Origin of the sequence: Mixta mediterraneensis (assembly GCF_014946725.1) — a bacterium.
Taxonomy (GTDB): Bacteria; Pseudomonadota; Gammaproteobacteria; order Enterobacterales; family Enterobacteriaceae; genus Pantoea; species Pantoea mediterraneensis.
Genome location: NZ_JACFXY010000004.1, coordinates 66,751 through 82,898, shown reverse-complemented (window position 1 = coordinate 82,898; position 16,148 = coordinate 66,751). Strand labels below are relative to the sequence as shown.

Below are 16,148 nucleotides of genomic sequence, written 5' to 3'. Positions count from 1 at the left end.
TCAGGGCAGCAGCTTACGGGCCTGCTGTTGTTGGGCGTAAAGCGCACGGAAAAGCGTCAGACGTTGTTGCAACACCTTACTCCGCGACAGATCGGGTTGATAATGCGCCTGCACCGGCGGTTTAAGGCACACTTCCGCTTCCTGGCCGCCATCAGCCAGCCAGGCGAGGCGTGCAGCGCCTAACGCGCCAGATGCACTGGCAGGGTGCGTAACAATTGGCAGCGCCAGCACATCGGCGATTAATTGCGCCCACAGCGTGCTACGTGCGCCGCCGCCGGTCAGGCTGCATTGACGGATCTGCTGACGCGCATCGCCCAGCACCGCCAGTCCGTCCGCCAGACCAAACGCCACGCCTTCTATCACCGCATAACCGAGCACGGCGCGTTGGGTTTCATGGCGTAAACAGAAGAACGAACCGGAAGCATGCGGATCGTTATGCGGCGTGCGCTCGCCAGACAGATAAGGCAGAAAAATGGGCGCCTGCTGCTTTTGCTCATCTGAAAGCTGCGCCATCTCATCCATTAGCTGACTTTCGGTGACAGACAACAGGTTGCACAACCAGCGTAAACAGCTGGCGGCGCTGAGCATGACGCTCATTTGATGCCAGCGGCCCGGCAAAGCGTGGCAAAAAGCGTGTACGCCGGATTGTGGATCGGCCTGTAAGCGATCGTTTACCACAAAAATCACGCCGGAAGTGCCGAGTGAAATAAATGCATCGCCAGGAGCTACCGCTCCGACACCGACCGCTGAAGTGGCGTTATCACCGCCGCCGCCCGCAATAATCACCGCAGAGGAAAGCCCCCATTCGCTGGCAAGTTGCGGCAGAATGGTCGCGCTGATGGTGCTCCCTTCCACCAACTCCGGCATCTGCGCACGGCTTAACCCCGTGGCAGCTAATAACGTTTCTGACCAGTCACGCTGCGCCACATCCAGCCAGAGCGTTCCCGCAGCATCTGACGGTTCGCTGACGTAGCGACCACTCAGCCGCCAGCGCAGGTAATCTTTTGGTAACAGCACTTTGGCAATACGCTGAAAAATTTCAGGCTCATGCTGTGCAACCCAGCGCAATTTCGGCGCGGTAAAGCCTGGCATGATCATATTGGCGCTGATGCGCATCATTTCGGGATGGTGTGTTTGCAGCCAGTCACATTCCGCTGCGCTGCGCGTGTCATTCCACAGAATGCAGGGACGCAGCACTTCGCCTTGCTCATTCAGCAATACCGCGCCATGCATCTGCCCGGATAAGCCAATCGCCTTAATGGCAGACCAGGCATCCGGTGCCTGCTGACGTAAATTTGCCACCACCTGATTGCAGGCCAGCCACCACGTGTTGGGGTCCTGCTCTGCCCAGTGCGGATGGGGACGCTGCACCTGCAAGATGGCATGGTCAGACGCCACGATCTCGCCCTGCTCGTTGATGATGAGCGCTTTAAGCTCGGAAGTACCAATATCAATACCGAGGTACATCACGCTTCTCCTTATACCGCGACCAGCGACTGTTCAGGCTGTACCAGCCACTTTTCCAGCCCTACTACCGTGCGCGCCATCAGAGCATGAAATTCGGTTGAACGTGTGAGATCGCCAAACAGCGTTTCATCACGTAAAAAGGCGCTTAACGGATCGGTATCCGTAAATAGCTGGCGGATTGCATCGGGTCGTATTACGCCATCCTGATATTCGTAAGGTAATTCGCCCTGCACCCAGCGCTGTAAAAACAGGAAAAATAAGGCGGGTAATACGGCGCTGGCAGCAGGGGTTTCACCGCGCTGATAGCATTCGCGCAAGGTTGGCGTCACCATGCCTGGAATTTTCGACATGCCATCGGCGGCTACGCGCTGATTGGTATCTTTGATCCACGGATTGCTAAAGCGGGCCAGCACAACGTCGCGGTATTCAGCGAGGTCGAGCGGGCTCGGCGACAGAGAAGGAATCACATCCTTTGAAACATATTCCCACGCCAGCTGGTGAATAGTTTTCTGGCGCGTGCTTTCGTCAATATAGTTAAGGCCGATTAACGTGCCCGCCCAGGCAATGCCGCTGTGCGTCGCGTTAAGGATGCGAATTTTTGCTTCTTCCCACGGCAGCACTGAGGCGACTAACTCAACGCCAACCTTTTCTAACGCTGGCCGACCGGCAATAAAATCATCCTCAATCACCCACTGAATAAACGATTCGGCCATCACCGGCACAGCATCATCTTTGCCAGTCGCCGCTTTTACCCGCTCAGCAACATCCGGCGTTGGGCGCGGCGTGATGCGGTCAACCATGGTGTTTGGCGATGTAGTATTTTCACGCACCCAGTCAGCTAATGCGCTTTCCCCTTTCGCGGCGAGAAAAGCCAAAAAGCCGTGACGGAAACGCTCGCCGTTATGACGCAGGTTATCGCAATTAAGCAGCGTTACCGGTGCGCCACCGTTGGCGACACGCTGTTTAAGGATGCGCGTTAAGGCGCCATAGATAGACCGCAATTCCCCGTTGAGATCGGCTTTGATGTCGCTCTGCTGTAAATCCAGCTCATATTCCGGCGTCAGATAATAACCCGCTTCGGTCACGGTGAAGGCGATAACGCGGGTCTGTTCATCCGCACCCTGCTGCACTAAGGCGCTAATGTTGTCGTCCCACGGCAAAACTTTGCGAATCGAGGTGATGATCTCATAGGCCCGCTCACCCTCTGGCGTCACCGTTTCCAGCGTGTATTCACCATTTTGCGCGGCTAAATGATTGAGTAATGGCGTGGCATCGTTGCGCACGTTCCCCAACGCAATACTCCAGCGGTCGTCGCCCTGCTCAAGCAGCTTGTGTAGATACCACGCCTGATGGGCGCGATGAAATGAACCTGCGCCGATATGCATCCACACTGATTTGGTCATCATGAGCCTCGCTATTAAACATTTGTCTGTTAGTGGGGCATTTGCCCGATTAGCGCTATGTTAGACGTGACGCAGGGGGATAATCTGCGAGGCGAGTCATAATTAAAGCAATTGCCCATCTTAAAGACTTTTGCCCAATTAGTGATTTGATCGTTTTCGGGGATAGAATGGCGTTTTACTCAATAGGGGATGCCGCAATGAATAAGGAAGAGAGAAAACAAGAGTTGGCGGCACGTGCGGCCTGGATGTATTACGTGGCAGGCGTAACACAGCAAGAAATTGCTAAAGCGCTGGGATTATCACGTCAGGTGGCACAGCGACTGATTTCAAGTGCTCAGGCAATGGGCATGGTCAGTGTAAAAATCGATCATCCAGTGACGCACTGTCTGCGCTTAGCACGTGAAGTACAGATAAAATTTGACCTGCAACTGTGCCGCGTAGTGCCGTCTGCCAATCTGAACGATGAAGCTATACAGCAAATGCTGGCGGTGGAAGGTGCAGAGGTAATGTCACAGTTTATCAACGAAACCGCGCCGCAGGTGTTTGGTATCGGTTCAGGTAAAACGCTGCGTTCGATGATTGATGCGTTACCGTGGGTTGAACGCCCACAACATCATTGCGTGTCGATGATAGGGGCCATTGCGCGTGATGATTCGGGTACACGCTACGATGTCCCGCTAAAGATGTCGGAAAAAATGCAGGGTAAATATTTCTTCATTCCTGCCCCACTGTATGCCGACAGCCCTGAAGATAAAGCGATGTGGTGCCAGCATCAGGTTTATCAGCGCGTCACGCAGCGTGCCTTAGATGCTGATGTCGCCTTTGTGGGCATTGGCGAAGTTCGCGCCGGCTGCCCGTTAAATGCCGAAGGGTTTATTACCGATCAACAGGTTAAGGCGCTGAATGCACGCGGCGTGGTCGGTGAAATGCTTGGACACTTTTTTAATCAGCAAGGCGAGCGGGTTTACGGCGAAACTGATGAGCTGCTGACCAGTGTGACGCTGGAAAGTCAGACCTTGCGTAATATCATTGGTTTTGCGGGTGGCGAACGAAAATATTCAGCCATTCATGGCGCGCTGCGCGGAGGTTGGGTATCGGGGTTAGTCACCGATGAAGCCACCGCGATGCGGTTGCTAAAAGAGCAATAGTCCCGCGCCCTATGACGCGGGAACGCTTTACTTCAGTGAGCCTTTCAGGAACTGTTGCAGGCGCGGGCTTTTCGGATTGCCAAACAGCTCAGCGGGCGGCCCCTGCTCTTCAATCTTGCCCTGATGCAGGAAGATAACATGGCTGGAAACGTGGCGTGCAAACTCCATCTCGTGCGTCACCACCACCATGGTTTTTCCCTCTTCCGCCAGCTTTTGCATGATGCGCAGCACTTCACCGACTAATTCTGGATCGAGTGCGGAAGTGGGTTCGTCAAATAACAAAACTTCCGGCTCCATTGCCAGCGCACGCGCAATCGATACACGCTGTTGCTGTCCGCCAGAAAGATGCACCGGATATTTGGCGCGTGCACGCTCATCAATTCCCACTTTGTCGAGATATTTGATGGCACGTTCACGCGCTTCTACTTTGCTCAACCCAAGCACCTGGATCGGCGCTTCCATGACGTTTTCCAGCACCGTCATGTGACTCCACAAATTGAAGTGCTGAAACACCATAGTCAGGCGGGTACGTAACGAACGCAGTTGCTCCTTGTTTGCGACTTTCAGCTGGCCATCGGTATCGCGTACCAGCGCAATCAGCTCATTGTTAACCACAATGACGCCTTCACTCGGTTTTTCGAGGAAATTAATACAGCGTAAGAAAGTACTTTTCCCTGAACCGGACGAGCCAATAATGCTGATCACATCGCCAGCATCAGCTTGCAACGAGACCCCTTTCAGCACTTCATGTTCACCGTAACGTTTGTGCAATTCGGTGACGCTTAATTTATTTTCAGCCATAGTCTTACTCAATGCGATGAAGAGGGTTTCACGTGCGCCAGCCAGCGTCGCTCTGCCAGACGGAACAGACTGATCAACACATAAGAGATAATTAAATAGAGCACAGCGGCAATGCCAAACGCGGTAAACGGCTGGTAGGTCGCCGAATTAATGTCACGCGCGATCTTTAACAGGTCCGGGACCGTAGCAGTAAATGCCAGCGCCGTAGAGTGCAGCATCAGGATTACTTCGTTACTGTATGCCGGTAATGCCGTGCGCAGCGCCGAAGGCAAAATAATGCAGCGATAAAGTTTAAAGGTAGAGAAGCCGTAAGCCCGCGCGGCTTCTATTTCTCCGTGCGGCACCGAACGAATCGCTCCGGCGAAGATTTCGGTGGTATAAGCACAGGTATTCAGGGTGAAGGCCAGCAGCGTACAGTTCAGTCCGCTGCGGAAAAACGCGTTCAGCAATTCTGTTCCTTTCACAATCTCCAGCGTGTACATACCGGAATAAAATACCAGTAGCTGCACATAAAGCGGTGTACCCCGAAAAACATACGTGAATAACCAAACCGGCGTACTTATCCAGCGGTTAGGAGAGACGCGCGCAATGGCAAGCAGTATTGCCAGGCAACCGCCGATCACGACGGAAAGGATCAGCAGCCACAGCGTAATGGCCACCCCGGTAAAGCGATACCCATCGGTCCAGAGCAGCGCTTTCCAGTATTCCTGAATAATATCAATCATAACTCCGCCCTTTTAACCCCTACCGTGTAGCGGCGATTCAGCCACCACAACACACCGTTCGACAAGGTGGTAAAAACTAAATAAATGACTCCCGCGACAATCGCAAAATAGAAAGGCTGCCAGGTGCTTTTGCCCGCCAGCTGCGTGGCTTTTACCACATCCTCCAGACCGAGCAACGATACCAGGGCCGTCGCTTTCAAAATTACCTGCCAGTTATTGCCAATGCCAGGTAGCGCGTAGCGCATCATCGCCGGGAACAAAATGCGGCGAAACACCTGCGAACCGGTAAAACCGAATGCGGTGGCCGCTTCAATCTGCCCTTTTGGCACGGCCAAAAAAGCACCACGAAAAATTTCGGTAAAGTAAGCGCCATAGATAAAACCAAGAGTGATGATACCGGCCACCATCGGATCGATATTAAACTGATCCAGGCCAAGCGCATCGGTAAGTTGGTTAAGGGCGATCTGTAAACCGTAGAAGATCAACAGCATAAGAACGAGATCAGGTACGCCACGAATCAGTGTGGTGTAGCCTTCAGCGATTATCGATAAGGGTCGATTGCGCGACAATTTAGCGCCTGCGCCAAGCAAGCCAAGAATTACCGCGAACACCACGGAACTCAGCGCCAGCTCCAGCGTGACCAGCGTGCCACTAAGAATTACGTCAGAATAGCCATACAGCATGAAAATGATCCTGTCGTGGGGGTGAAAACGAACGCTGTCCGCAGATGTATCGCGGGCAGCTTTACCCTGATCATTCGCGCCACCAGAAAAGCGGCGGGCTCACATCTCAATCCCTTAACGGATAAGCGATCAACAATGCAGAGCGCCGCCAACGCCCCTGTGGCGTAAAGAACGATGGGTAAAGACGACAGGTTTTACTCAGTCACCGTATACATTGAAATCAAAATACTTCTTAGCAATTTTATCGTACGTGCCGTCCTTGCGCATCTCATTAAAAGCATTGTCGATGGCCTTTTTCAGCTCAGCATCATCTTTACGCAGGCCCATACCGGTGCCGATGCCAAAAATTTTGTCATCTTTAACAGCCGGTCCAGCAAAAGCGTAGTTTTTACCAACCGCCTGCTTCAGGAAACCTTCGCTCGCCTGTACTTCATCCTGGAACGCGGCATCAATACGTCCCGCATTCAGATCCTGATAAACCAGATCCTGGTTTGCATACGGCGTTACGGTTATGCCTTTTGAACGCCAGTATTCATTCGCATAAGTTTCCTGGGTGGTGCCCTGCAGCAGCCCGATGTTTTTGCCTTTCAGCGATTCAATGGTTGGCTGAATTTTCGAGCCTTTCGGAGCGACTAAACGCGCATTCGCAGCGTAGAGTTTTTCCGAGAAAGCAATTTCTTCCTGGCGTTTTGCTGTGATGGAAAGTGAAGAGATGATGGCATCAATTTTCTTCGCTTTTAGCGAAGGGATCAGCGCATCAAAATCGCTTTCAACATAGGTGCACCTGGTGTGAATACGTTTACAGATTTCGTTAGCGAGATCGATGTCGAAGCCCACTAACTGTCCTTGCGCATTTTTCGATTCAAACGGCGGGTAAGTTGGATCGGTTCCAATACGAATGGCACCTGGTACCGCGGCGAATACGCTGGCAGCGCTGGACAGACCCAGCATCAGAGAAAGAGCCAGAACACGCTTTTTCATAGTTTACCCTCAAGTGAAGTGCTTTTTGTTATGTACTACGTGATGTGTTTGCGCAAAATAATTTGCATGTTTCATGCCAGTTCTGCAAGTTATCCGCATGTTTAGCGTGACGCTGCACAGGCGAACCCGGCAAGTTTGTGAGAGGAATATATCAGCGATGTAATAGAGAAAAAGCGATGTTGTTAACTTTTGGTGCATCAAATGCACGAACAGTGATCTCAGACGCGCTATCGCACCAAAATAGTGCGGTTAATTAGCGATCTGCATCTTGCCAGCGCGTAAACAGATCTTCAGGAAGCTCAATATCAAATTGATCAATAACGCGATTAACTGTTTGATCAACCAATTGTCCAATGAGACTGGGGCGATGATAAAACGCCGGAACCGGTGGCATGATAATCGCGCCTAGCTCAGCGGCGGTGGTCATCATACGCAAATGTCCCATGTGCAGCGGGGTTTCACGCACGCACAATACCAGCTTACGCTGCTCTTTCAGTACGACATCAGCAGCTCGCGTCAGCAATGAATCGCTATAACTATGGACAATGCCTGATAACGTTTTCATTGAGCACGGCAGAATAACCATGCCCAACGTTTTAAACGATCCGGAAGAGATGCTGGCTGCAATATCGCGCACATCATGTACCACATCAGCCAGTGCCTGCACCTCACGCAGAGTGTAATCGGTTTCCAGCCCCAGGGTTTGCCGGGCCGCATTACTCATCACCAGATGCGTTTCCACCCCGTCCACCGGCTGCAAAACCTGCAACATGCGAACGCCATAAATCACGCCGCTGGCACCTGAAATGCCAATGATGAGTCTTTTCATAGTTCAGCCTTGCCGTTTTGGTATGCGCCATCATAACGGACTTGATGGATAAATAAAAAAGGCGAGATTTCTCCCGCCTCCTCTTTCTGCTTAACGTGAGCCGTTAGCCTTCGTTATGCAGCTCCAGATTTTCTACTTCATTTTGACGCGCCAGGGCTTTGGCATCATCATTACGCAGCGACTGGAGGTACTCCAGATATTGCTGATCAACATCTTTCGTAACGTAGATACCATTAAAGACCGAACACTCAAATTGCGTAATATCCGGGTTTTCTTCCCGCACGGCTTCAATCAAATCGTTCAGATCCTGAAAAATCAGTGCATCCGCTTTAATCAGCTGACAAATTTCATCGACTTCACGGCCATGGGCGATCAGCTCGGTTGCGCTCGGCATATCAATGCCATACACGTTTGGAAAACGGATTTCCGGTGCGGCTGATGCCAGGTAAACGCGTTTTGCGCCAGCTTCACGCGCCATCTCGATGATCTGCTCGGAAGTGGTGCCACGCACGATAGAGTCATCAACCAGCAGTACGTTCTTGTCACGGAATTCAGCGCGGTTAGCATTCAGCTTGCGGCGAACCGCGCTGCGGCGTAACTGCTGGCCTGGCATGATAAAAGTACGGCCAACGTAACGGTTTTTTACGAACCCCTGGCGATACGGCTTATCCAAAATACGGGCGATTTCCAGGGCAATATCGGTTGACGTCTCTGGGATAGGAATAACTACGTCAATATCCAGCTCTTCCCATTCACGCGCAATCTTTTCGCCCAGCTTGGTACCCATACGAACACGCGCGCTGTAGACGGAAATTTTGTCGAGGAAAGAATCCGGGCGGGCAAAGTAAACATACTCGAACAGACAGGGGTTACTTTTGGGATTCTCAGCGCATTGACGGGTAGAAAGCTGTCCTTGCTCGGTAATGTACACCGCTTCACCTGGCGCAACATCACGGATAAATTCAAAACCCAGCGTGTCCAGAGCGACGCTTTCTGAGGCCACCATATATTCGGTGCGGCCATCGGCAATAACCCGCTTGCCCAGCACCAGCGGACGAATACCGTTTGGATCGCGGAAAGCGACCATTCCATGGCCGATAATCATCGAAACCACAGCATACGCGCCCCGCACCTGCTGGTGCACAGCCGCAACGGCAGCAAAAATATTCTCAGCTTCCAGCGGGTAATGCTGAAAACGGTCCAGCTCCTGAGCAAAAATATTCAGCAGGATCTCAGAATCTGAAGTGGTATTGACGTGACGGCGGCCTTTATCGAACAGCTTTTTCCGCAGTTCATGGGCGTTGGTCAGATTACCGTTGTGCGCCAGAGTAATGCCGTACGGCGAGTTTACATAGAATGGCTGCGCCTCAGAGGCACTGGAGCTGCCCGCCGTTGGGTAACGTGCGTGGCCGATGCCCATATTACCCTGCAAACGCTGCATGTGGCGTGCTTCGAAAACCTCGCTGACAAGGCCGTTGGCTTTACGCAGGCGAAAGCAATTCAGCGCATCAATGGTACAGATGCCTGCGGCATCCTGCCCACGGTGCTGGAGCACTGTTAACGCGTCATAGATCGACTGGTTTACCGGCATGAAACCGGTGATACCGACAATACCGCACATGTTGTCATTTCCTCATTAAGCCGCACTCCCGGTGGTGTCACCGGGGTAAAAAACTCGACGTGCTTTTCAGGTAATCAAAGAACCACCTGATTATATAACTGAACTGGGGAATGAGTTGAGACTGTTGCCAGTCGGGACTTTTCGAAAATCCCGTGAATGTATCAAGGAAGAAGAGAATAGCGGCCACGATTAGCACACCACGCAACGCCCCGAAACAGACTCCCAACACCCGGTCGGTTCCCGACAAGCCAGTTTTCTCCACCAGCGTGCCGATCACATAGTTCACAATCGCTCCCACAATCAGGGTAGCCACAAACAGCACCGCGATGGCGATACCGTTACGAACCAGTTCGTCGTCAAAACCTGTAAACCAGACTGCAAGGAAGGGATAGTAATGACTGGCGACAAAAAACGCGCATCCCCAGGTAACGAGAGATAAGGCTTCCCGGATAAACCCGCGAACCAGGCTGACCAGAGCCGAAAAACCAACTACCGCAATAATGACGTAATCAATCCAGATCATGAACTTTCCCAGCGCCAGCGCGCCCCTGCATCCAGTTCGGGGCGCATTCTAACAGAAAAAGAAAACGTTTGCGTAGGGGTTTTCCCAATCTGTTTCAATAAAAAAGGCGATGAAAAAACACTCCCTCGCCTGCTACTTTTTAAAGCGATTAACCGTTTGAAAATAATTTATTTTTCCCTGTTTCTCTGCTTTTAACCCTCAGTGCGGTATTGAAAAGACGCCGCCCGTTTTTGTTACGGATGGCCTCAGTTACACCGCTCAGCGTATGCTGTAAGGTTTTACCACGCCGCTTAAACCGGAGAGACCTTTTAGCTCTGAAATCGCACCCTGCATCTTCGCTTTTGACGCATCAGGACCGACATAAATACGCGTAATCTGCCCTTGCACCGGCGCTGATGGCACGGTAAAGGCACGGTAGCCCGACAAACGCAGTTTTGCGACGATCTCATTAACTTTGCTGGCGTTCTTCAATGCGCCGAGTTGCACAACATATGCCTGTCCGGCTGGCGTATTTTGTTCAACCGGTTTCGGTTGCTCAGCAGGTTTCGGTTTTGGCTGTTCCACCGGCTTTGGCTTCGGTGGTTGCTCCACTGGCTTTGGCTTAGGCTGGCTAACCGGCTGTGATGGCGCGGGCTGATGAACCGGCGGAGGTGTCACCACGCTCGGCTGACTGTTATCGCCTGGCCTGGTGCTACCGTGTTCAGCGTCACTATTGGTTTTGCTGTCGTTACCAGCAGCGTTAGCTCCTGACGGAGGTTGTGCAGGCAGCGACTGGGTAACCGGCGGCACCATTTCGCTGTCCTGTTGATCGTCAGGTTTTGGTACCAGCGGGATCGCGGCAAATTCCTCTTTATAGTGCTTCTTTTTACCATCCAATAGCCCCGGCAGCACAATGACGCCAACCGCGACCAAAATAACAGTACCGACTAAACGGTTTTGAAACTTACTTGCCACACCCTTTCTCCGTTTCCATCGATTCCATGACCTGCGCAACGGTATGAAACGATCCACACACCAGTACGATGTCCTGCGGCTGAGCCTGCTGGCGAGCGGCCTGCCATGCGCTTTCCACATCGTTAAAAGCCTGTGACTGCGGCGGCAAATGCATTATAAGCTGTTCTGCCGTGGCGCCACGCGGCCCCTCAAGCGGAGCGCAATACCAGCGATCAACCTGTGGCGCTAAAACTGCCAGAGTGCCGGCAATATCTTTATCATGCAGCATGCCGACCACTGCATGCACCGCACCTTTTCGCGGCACGTCAGCCAGGCGCGACGCCAGATACGTTGCGGCATGCGGATTGTGCGCCACATCCAGAATGACTCGCGGCGATTCACTTACCGTCTGAAAACGCCCCGGCAAAACAGCCAGCGGCAGGTAAGCACGAATATGTGCTTCGCTGACATTCAAACCGGAAGCGCGCAGCGCTACCAGCGCGCTGGCGGCGTTCGGCAAGGGCACCTGCGGCAAGGGCAGATCGTTTAGCTCGCCCCGGCTATCGCGCAAAGACCAGCTTTCCGCCTGCTGACAATATGACCAGTCACGATCGCGCTGCATCAGTTTTGCGCCCTTTTCGTCTGCTACAGCAGCAATACTGAGCAGCATATCAGGTTCACCCACCACCGCCGGTTTACCAGCACGAAACACGCCAGCTTTTTCGCGTCCGATACTTTCGCGGTCCGATCCCAGCCAGTCGGTATGATCCAGTGCGATGCTGGTCACGACTGCGACATCCGCATCAACAATATTGGTGGCATCCAGACGTCCCCCGAGACCAACTTCCAGGATCACAACGTCAAGCTGGGCCTGCTGGAACAGTTTCAGCGCTGACAACGTGCCATATTCAAAGTAAGTGAGGGAGATCGCGCCGCGTCCCGCTTCGATTTCAGCAAAACTGGCGGTGTGGAGCGCTTCACTCAATTCCTGGCCCTGTACGCGCACGCGCTCGGTGTAACGCACCAGATGCGGTGAGCTGTAAACGCCCACACGATAACCGGCAGCTATAAGCAGCGTTTCGAGCGTACGGCATGTGGTGCCTTTACCATTCGTGCCAGCAACAGTAAAAACGAAAGGAGCAGGTTTCAACAGGTCCAGACGCTGCGCCACCTGGCGAATACGATCCAGCCCCAGTTCAATAGCCTGAGTATGAAGGTGCTCAAGATAGTAAAGCCACGTGGCCAAAGGCGACGTGGCTTGAGGAAGGTGAAGATTATCCATATGTCCCGTTTTGCAAATTTATACCCGGCTGATTCAGCGCTAAAGGTATACGGTGCATTGGTGAAAGGCGCGACCAGCGCGCCATTCTATCTCCTGTCAGGCCTCGTTGCTTTCCGGTTCAATCGTCGATGTAGACTGTTCACCATCATGCAGCGGTGCCGGCAGGTTCATCATTTTTGCCAGCAGGCTTGCCAGTTTATAACGCATTTCCGGGCGGCGAATAATCATATCAATCGCGCCCTTCTCGATCAGAAACTCGCTGCGCTGGAAGCCCGGTGGCAATTTTTCGCGTACGGTTTGCTCAATCACACGCGGACCAGCGAAGCCAATCAGCGCTTTCGGTTCTGCCACGTTGAGATCGCCTAACATGGCAAAACTGGCAGAAACGCCGCCCATAGTTGGGTCGGTCAGCACGGAAATGTACGGCAAGCCGCGCTCCTGCATTTTTGCCAGCGCTGCGCTGGTTTTAGCCATCTGCATCAGCGACATCAGCGCCTCCTGCATACGCGCACCACCGCTGGCAGAGAAGCAGATCAGTGGACAGTTATCTTCCAGCGCCTGCTCAACCGCACGCACAAAGCGCGCGCCAACCACAGATCCCATCGAACCGCCCATGAAGGCAAACTCAAGGGCTGCGGCCACGACTGGCATACTGTGTAACTGACCTTTCATAACGATCAATGCGTCTTTCTCGTCGGTGGCTTTTTGGGCCGCGACCAGACGATCTTTGTACTTCTTCGAGTCCCGGAACTTCAGTAAATCTTTTGGTTCCAGCTCGCTTCCCAACTCTACCAGTGTACCCTGATCAAGTAGGCTTGCGAGACGCTCGCGGGCATGCATGCGCATGTGATGGTCGCACTTTGGGCAGACCTCAAGGTTACGCTCCAGCTCGGCACGATAAAGTACCTGACCACAGCTGTCGCATTTAGTCCAGACCCCTTCCGGGATACTGGCGCGGCTAGCAGGCGTAATATTGCTTTTGTTAAGAATGCGTTCAATCCAGCTCATTGATGACCTTTCTGTTGAAACTGACCTGGTCCAGTCGTCTTAATGCTGCTGAAGTAACTTCAGCAGACGGGAAATGTCGCTCATTAAACCACAACCCGTTCAGACTGTGGATAAAAATCTGGTCTTACCCCTGAGCGACGCTGCCGCTTACGGCTATTAGTGCTGCTTCGCCTGATGGCGGTGACGCCAGATTTCAATTACGCCGGGCAAAATGGATACGACGATAATCCCGACAATTAGCAGCTTGAGATTTTCCTGTACCACCGGCAAGTCGCCAAACAGGTAGCCTGCATAGGAGAACAGCAAAACCCACGCCAGTGCGCCAGTAACGTTGAACAGCGCAAAATGGCGATAAGACATGTGGCCCATCCCGGCGACAAACGGTGCGAAAGTACGGACTATCGGCACAAAGCGCGCCAGGATAATGGTTTTTCCGCCATGTCGTGCATAAAACGCGTGAGTTTTATCAAGATAGCGACGACGAAAAATTTTGGAGTTCGGGTTACTAAACAAACGTTCACCAAACAAACGGCCAATGGTGTAGTTAGCTGCATCGCCAAGCACAGCGGCAACGACCAATAACGCCACCAGCAAATGAACGTTGAGATCGTTGCCTGGCAGCGCCGCCAGCGCACCCGCGACAAACAGCAGTGAATCGCCTGGCAAAAACGGCGTGACAACCAGACCCGTTTCGCAAAATAAAATCAGGAACAGAATAGCGTAAATCCAGATGCCGTATTGCGCCACCAGTTCGGCCAAATGCACATCAATGTGCAGAATAAAATCGACCACAAAATGGATAAACTCCATAACGTTCCCTTCCTGTCCTGAATTTTTTGATTAATCCGCGAGGAACAAAGGTCCCAGCGCCGGTTGTGGTAACGCAAAGTGGGATGGATAATCCACCGCCACCAGATAAAGCCCGGCTGCTTTGGCTGTCGCCGCCGCCAGCGTGCGGTCTTTCGCAGCCAGTAAAGTGGCCATCCACGATTCTGGCTGATTGCCACAGCCAATTTCCATCAGGCTGCCAACGATGTTACGCACCATGTGATGCACAAAGGCATTAGCTTTGATGTCCACAATGACGTAAGGCCCCTGGCGCGTCACGTTAAGGTGAATCACGTTGCGCCACGGCGTGCGCGACTGGCACTGTACCGCACGGAACGAGGTAAAATCGTTCTCACCCAGCAAACACTGACCGGCGCGCTGCATCTTTTCTGCATCCAGCGGATGATAAAAATGCGTAACGCCGCTGCCTAAAATAGCCGGGCGCAGGCGCTGATTATAAATCAGGTAACGATAGCGCCGGGCGGTCGCACTAAAGCGTGCGTGAAATTCGTCCGGCACCGCTTTTACCCAGCGCACCGCGATGTCATCAGGCAAACTGGCATTAACACCTAATGTCCAGGCCCCCTCGGCACGGCGCGAAGTGGTTTCAAAATGTACCACCTGGCCGGTGCCATGCACGCCAGCGTCGGTGCGCCCAGCGCAAAACACGACCACCGGATGATTAGCCACTTTTGACAGCGCACGTTCTAACTTCTCCTGCACGCTGCGTACTTCCTGCTGTCGCTGCCAGCCGTAATAACGGCTGCCGTCATACTCTATGCCGAGCGCCAGTTTTTGCGTCTGACCATCGGACATTAGTACATATACTCCTGCACCAGCTTCTCTGCGGTTTTCACGGCCATCAACGCACCGCCAAAGCGAACGTTATCGGCCACCGACCAGAATTGCAGCAGTTCAGGAATGCCGTAATCGTTACGTACCCCGCCAATGCTCAGTTCAACGTTGCCCGATGCCTCTGTTACCGGCGTTGGCACCTGATCTTCTTCGCTCAGAATAATGTCAGCGGTCAATGCCAGTTCTGCGCGCGCTTCTTCCGCAGACAGAGGACGCAGGTTCTCAACGTAGACGATTTGCGCGTTGCCGTAAAATACCGGCGCCTGAATGCTGGTCACTGCAACGGGTAAACCTTCGTCTTGCAGCACTTTACGCACCTGATCAATCAGTCGGCGCTCACTTTCTACGCTGCCCTCGGCATCAACCTGCTGAGGCAACAGGTTAAACGCCAGCTGACGGCCATAATAATGTTCATCCGCTGGCACGCCATTCAGCAAACGCGCACTTTCGCCCGCTAACGCATCTACCGCCGCTTTACCGTGATTAGAAACCGAAAGCAGGTTCGTCACCTGTAAACGCCCCAGGCCTCCGGCATCAGTCAGCGGCTTCAACGCGGTAAGCAATTGGCTTACCAGGCTGTCGGCAACGCTAATAATGTTACGATTGCGGTAGTCGGCCAATACGTGAGCATTCACATCCGGTACTACCAGCGGAACATCCGGTGACAGGGCAAACAGGTCGCTGCTGTCAATCACCAGGCATCCGGCGTTGGCCGCTTCTTCTGCATAACGCGTTGATGCGTTACGGCCAGCAACGAAAAAGGCCAGCTGCGCCTGCGACCAGTCAAATTCCGCCGCATTCTGTACCTGAACGGCACGTCCTTCATAACGTTTGGTTTCACCCGCGCCGTTTTCACTCGCCAGCAAATACAATTCACCAACCGGGAACTGGCGTTCCGCCAGCAGTTCCAGTACAGCGTTCCCTACTGCGCCTGTTGCGCCTAATAGCGCAATATTCCAGCCGTCAGACATGGTGGTTTACTCCAGACAATGACATAAAAACAGAAGGCGGTGAATTTCACCGCCCAGGGATTCGGATTTTTACCCAATAAACTGCACCTG

Annotated in this window: 16 protein-coding genes; 1 reads left to right on the top strand and 15 read right to left on the bottom strand. The window is 53.0% G+C overall.

Annotated features, from left to right (window positions below; all coding sequences use genetic code 11):
• Positions 1–1,467, bottom strand: a complete 1,467-nt coding sequence (xylB, locus tag H2P46_RS09120) for a xylulokinase (RefSeq protein WP_193404787.1) — start codon at positions 1,465–1,467, stop codon at positions 1–3.
• A gap of 11 nt (positions 1,468–1,478) precedes the next feature.
• Positions 1,479–2,870: a D-arabinitol 4-dehydrogenase gene (dalD, locus tag H2P46_RS09115; RefSeq protein WP_193404999.1), complete on the bottom strand. Its 1,392-nt coding sequence runs from the start codon at positions 2,868–2,870 to the stop codon at positions 1,479–1,481.
• A 197-nt stretch (positions 2,871–3,067) separates the two neighbouring features.
• Between dalD and H2P46_RS09110 the strand changes: the two genes are divergently transcribed.
• Positions 3,068–4,018 carry a sugar-binding transcriptional regulator gene (locus H2P46_RS09110; RefSeq protein ID WP_193404786.1) on the top strand — a complete coding sequence of 317 codons (951 nt, stop codon included), beginning with the start codon at positions 3,068–3,070 and terminating at the stop codon, positions 4,016–4,018.
• A gap of 27 nt (positions 4,019–4,045) precedes the next feature.
• On the opposite strand, the gene hisP is transcribed toward H2P46_RS09110, so the two are convergent.
• The 13 genes from hisP to H2P46_RS09045 form a co-directional block, all read right to left on the bottom strand.
• Complete coding sequence (hisP, locus tag H2P46_RS09105) at positions 4,046–4,819, bottom strand: histidine ABC transporter ATP-binding protein HisP (RefSeq protein ID WP_193404785.1); 774 nt, start codon at positions 4,817–4,819, stop codon at positions 4,046–4,048.
• Between the two features lie 8 nt (positions 4,820–4,827).
• Positions 4,828–5,544 carry an ABC transporter permease gene (locus H2P46_RS09100; protein ID WP_193404784.1) on the bottom strand — a complete coding sequence of 239 codons (717 nt, stop codon included), beginning with the start codon at positions 5,542–5,544 and terminating at the stop codon, positions 4,828–4,830.
• Positions 5,541–6,227 (bottom strand): histidine ABC transporter permease HisQ, encoded by a 687-nt coding sequence (locus H2P46_RS09095; RefSeq protein WP_193404783.1) that lies wholly within the window; start codon positions 6,225–6,227, stop codon positions 5,541–5,543. Before H2P46_RS09095 ends, H2P46_RS09100 begins: the two co-directional genes overlap by 4 nt.
• A 198-nt stretch (positions 6,228–6,425) precedes the next feature.
• Positions 6,426–7,208 carry a lysine/arginine/ornithine ABC transporter substrate-binding protein ArgT gene (gene argT / locus H2P46_RS09090; RefSeq protein WP_193404782.1) on the bottom strand — a complete coding sequence of 261 codons (783 nt, stop codon included), beginning with the start codon at positions 7,206–7,208 and terminating at the stop codon, positions 6,426–6,428.
• A 253-nt stretch (positions 7,209–7,461) separates the two neighbouring features.
• Positions 7,462–8,037 carry a UbiX family flavin prenyltransferase gene (locus H2P46_RS09085; RefSeq protein WP_193404781.1) on the bottom strand — a complete coding sequence of 192 codons (576 nt, stop codon included), beginning with the start codon at positions 8,035–8,037 and terminating at the stop codon, positions 7,462–7,464.
• Between the two features lie 103 nt (positions 8,038–8,140).
• Entirely contained in the window at positions 8,141–9,658 is a 1,518-nt protein-coding gene (gene purF, locus H2P46_RS09080; RefSeq protein ID WP_193404780.1) for an amidophosphoribosyltransferase, read from the bottom strand.
• Between the two features lie 37 nt (positions 9,659–9,695).
• The gene (gene cvpA, locus H2P46_RS09075) at positions 9,696–10,181 is read right to left on the bottom strand and encodes a colicin V production protein (RefSeq protein WP_193404779.1); all 486 of its coding nucleotides are present in this window, start codon (positions 10,179–10,181) and stop codon (positions 9,696–9,698) included.
• A gap of 258 nt (positions 10,182–10,439) precedes the next feature.
• Positions 10,440–11,135, bottom strand: a complete 696-nt coding sequence (gene dedD, locus H2P46_RS09070) for a cell division protein DedD (protein WP_193404778.1) — start codon at positions 11,133–11,135, stop codon at positions 10,440–10,442.
• Entirely contained in the window at positions 11,125–12,396 is a 1,272-nt protein-coding gene (folC, locus tag H2P46_RS09065) for a bifunctional tetrahydrofolate synthase/dihydrofolate synthase (protein ID WP_193404777.1), read from the bottom strand. Before folC ends, dedD begins: the two co-directional genes overlap by 11 nt.
• Positions 12,397–12,492: 96 nt before the next feature.
• Positions 12,493–13,404, bottom strand: coding sequence for an acetyl-CoA carboxylase, carboxyltransferase subunit beta (gene accD, locus H2P46_RS09060; protein WP_193404776.1), 912 nt, complete (start codon positions 13,402–13,404; stop codon positions 12,493–12,495).
• A gap of 156 nt (positions 13,405–13,560) precedes the next feature.
• Positions 13,561–14,214 (bottom strand): DedA family protein, encoded by a 654-nt coding sequence (locus tag H2P46_RS09055; RefSeq protein WP_193404775.1) that lies wholly within the window; start codon positions 14,212–14,214, stop codon positions 13,561–13,563.
• A gap of 30 nt (positions 14,215–14,244) precedes the next feature.
• Complete coding sequence (truA, locus tag H2P46_RS09050; RefSeq protein ID WP_193404774.1) at positions 14,245–15,048, bottom strand: tRNA pseudouridine(38-40) synthase TruA; 804 nt, start codon at positions 15,046–15,048, stop codon at positions 14,245–14,247.
• Entirely contained in the window at positions 15,048–16,058 is a 1,011-nt protein-coding gene (locus H2P46_RS09045; RefSeq protein WP_193404773.1) for an aspartate-semialdehyde dehydrogenase, read from the bottom strand. Before H2P46_RS09045 ends, truA begins: the two co-directional genes overlap by 1 nt.
• Positions 16,059–16,148: the final 90 nt, after the last annotated feature.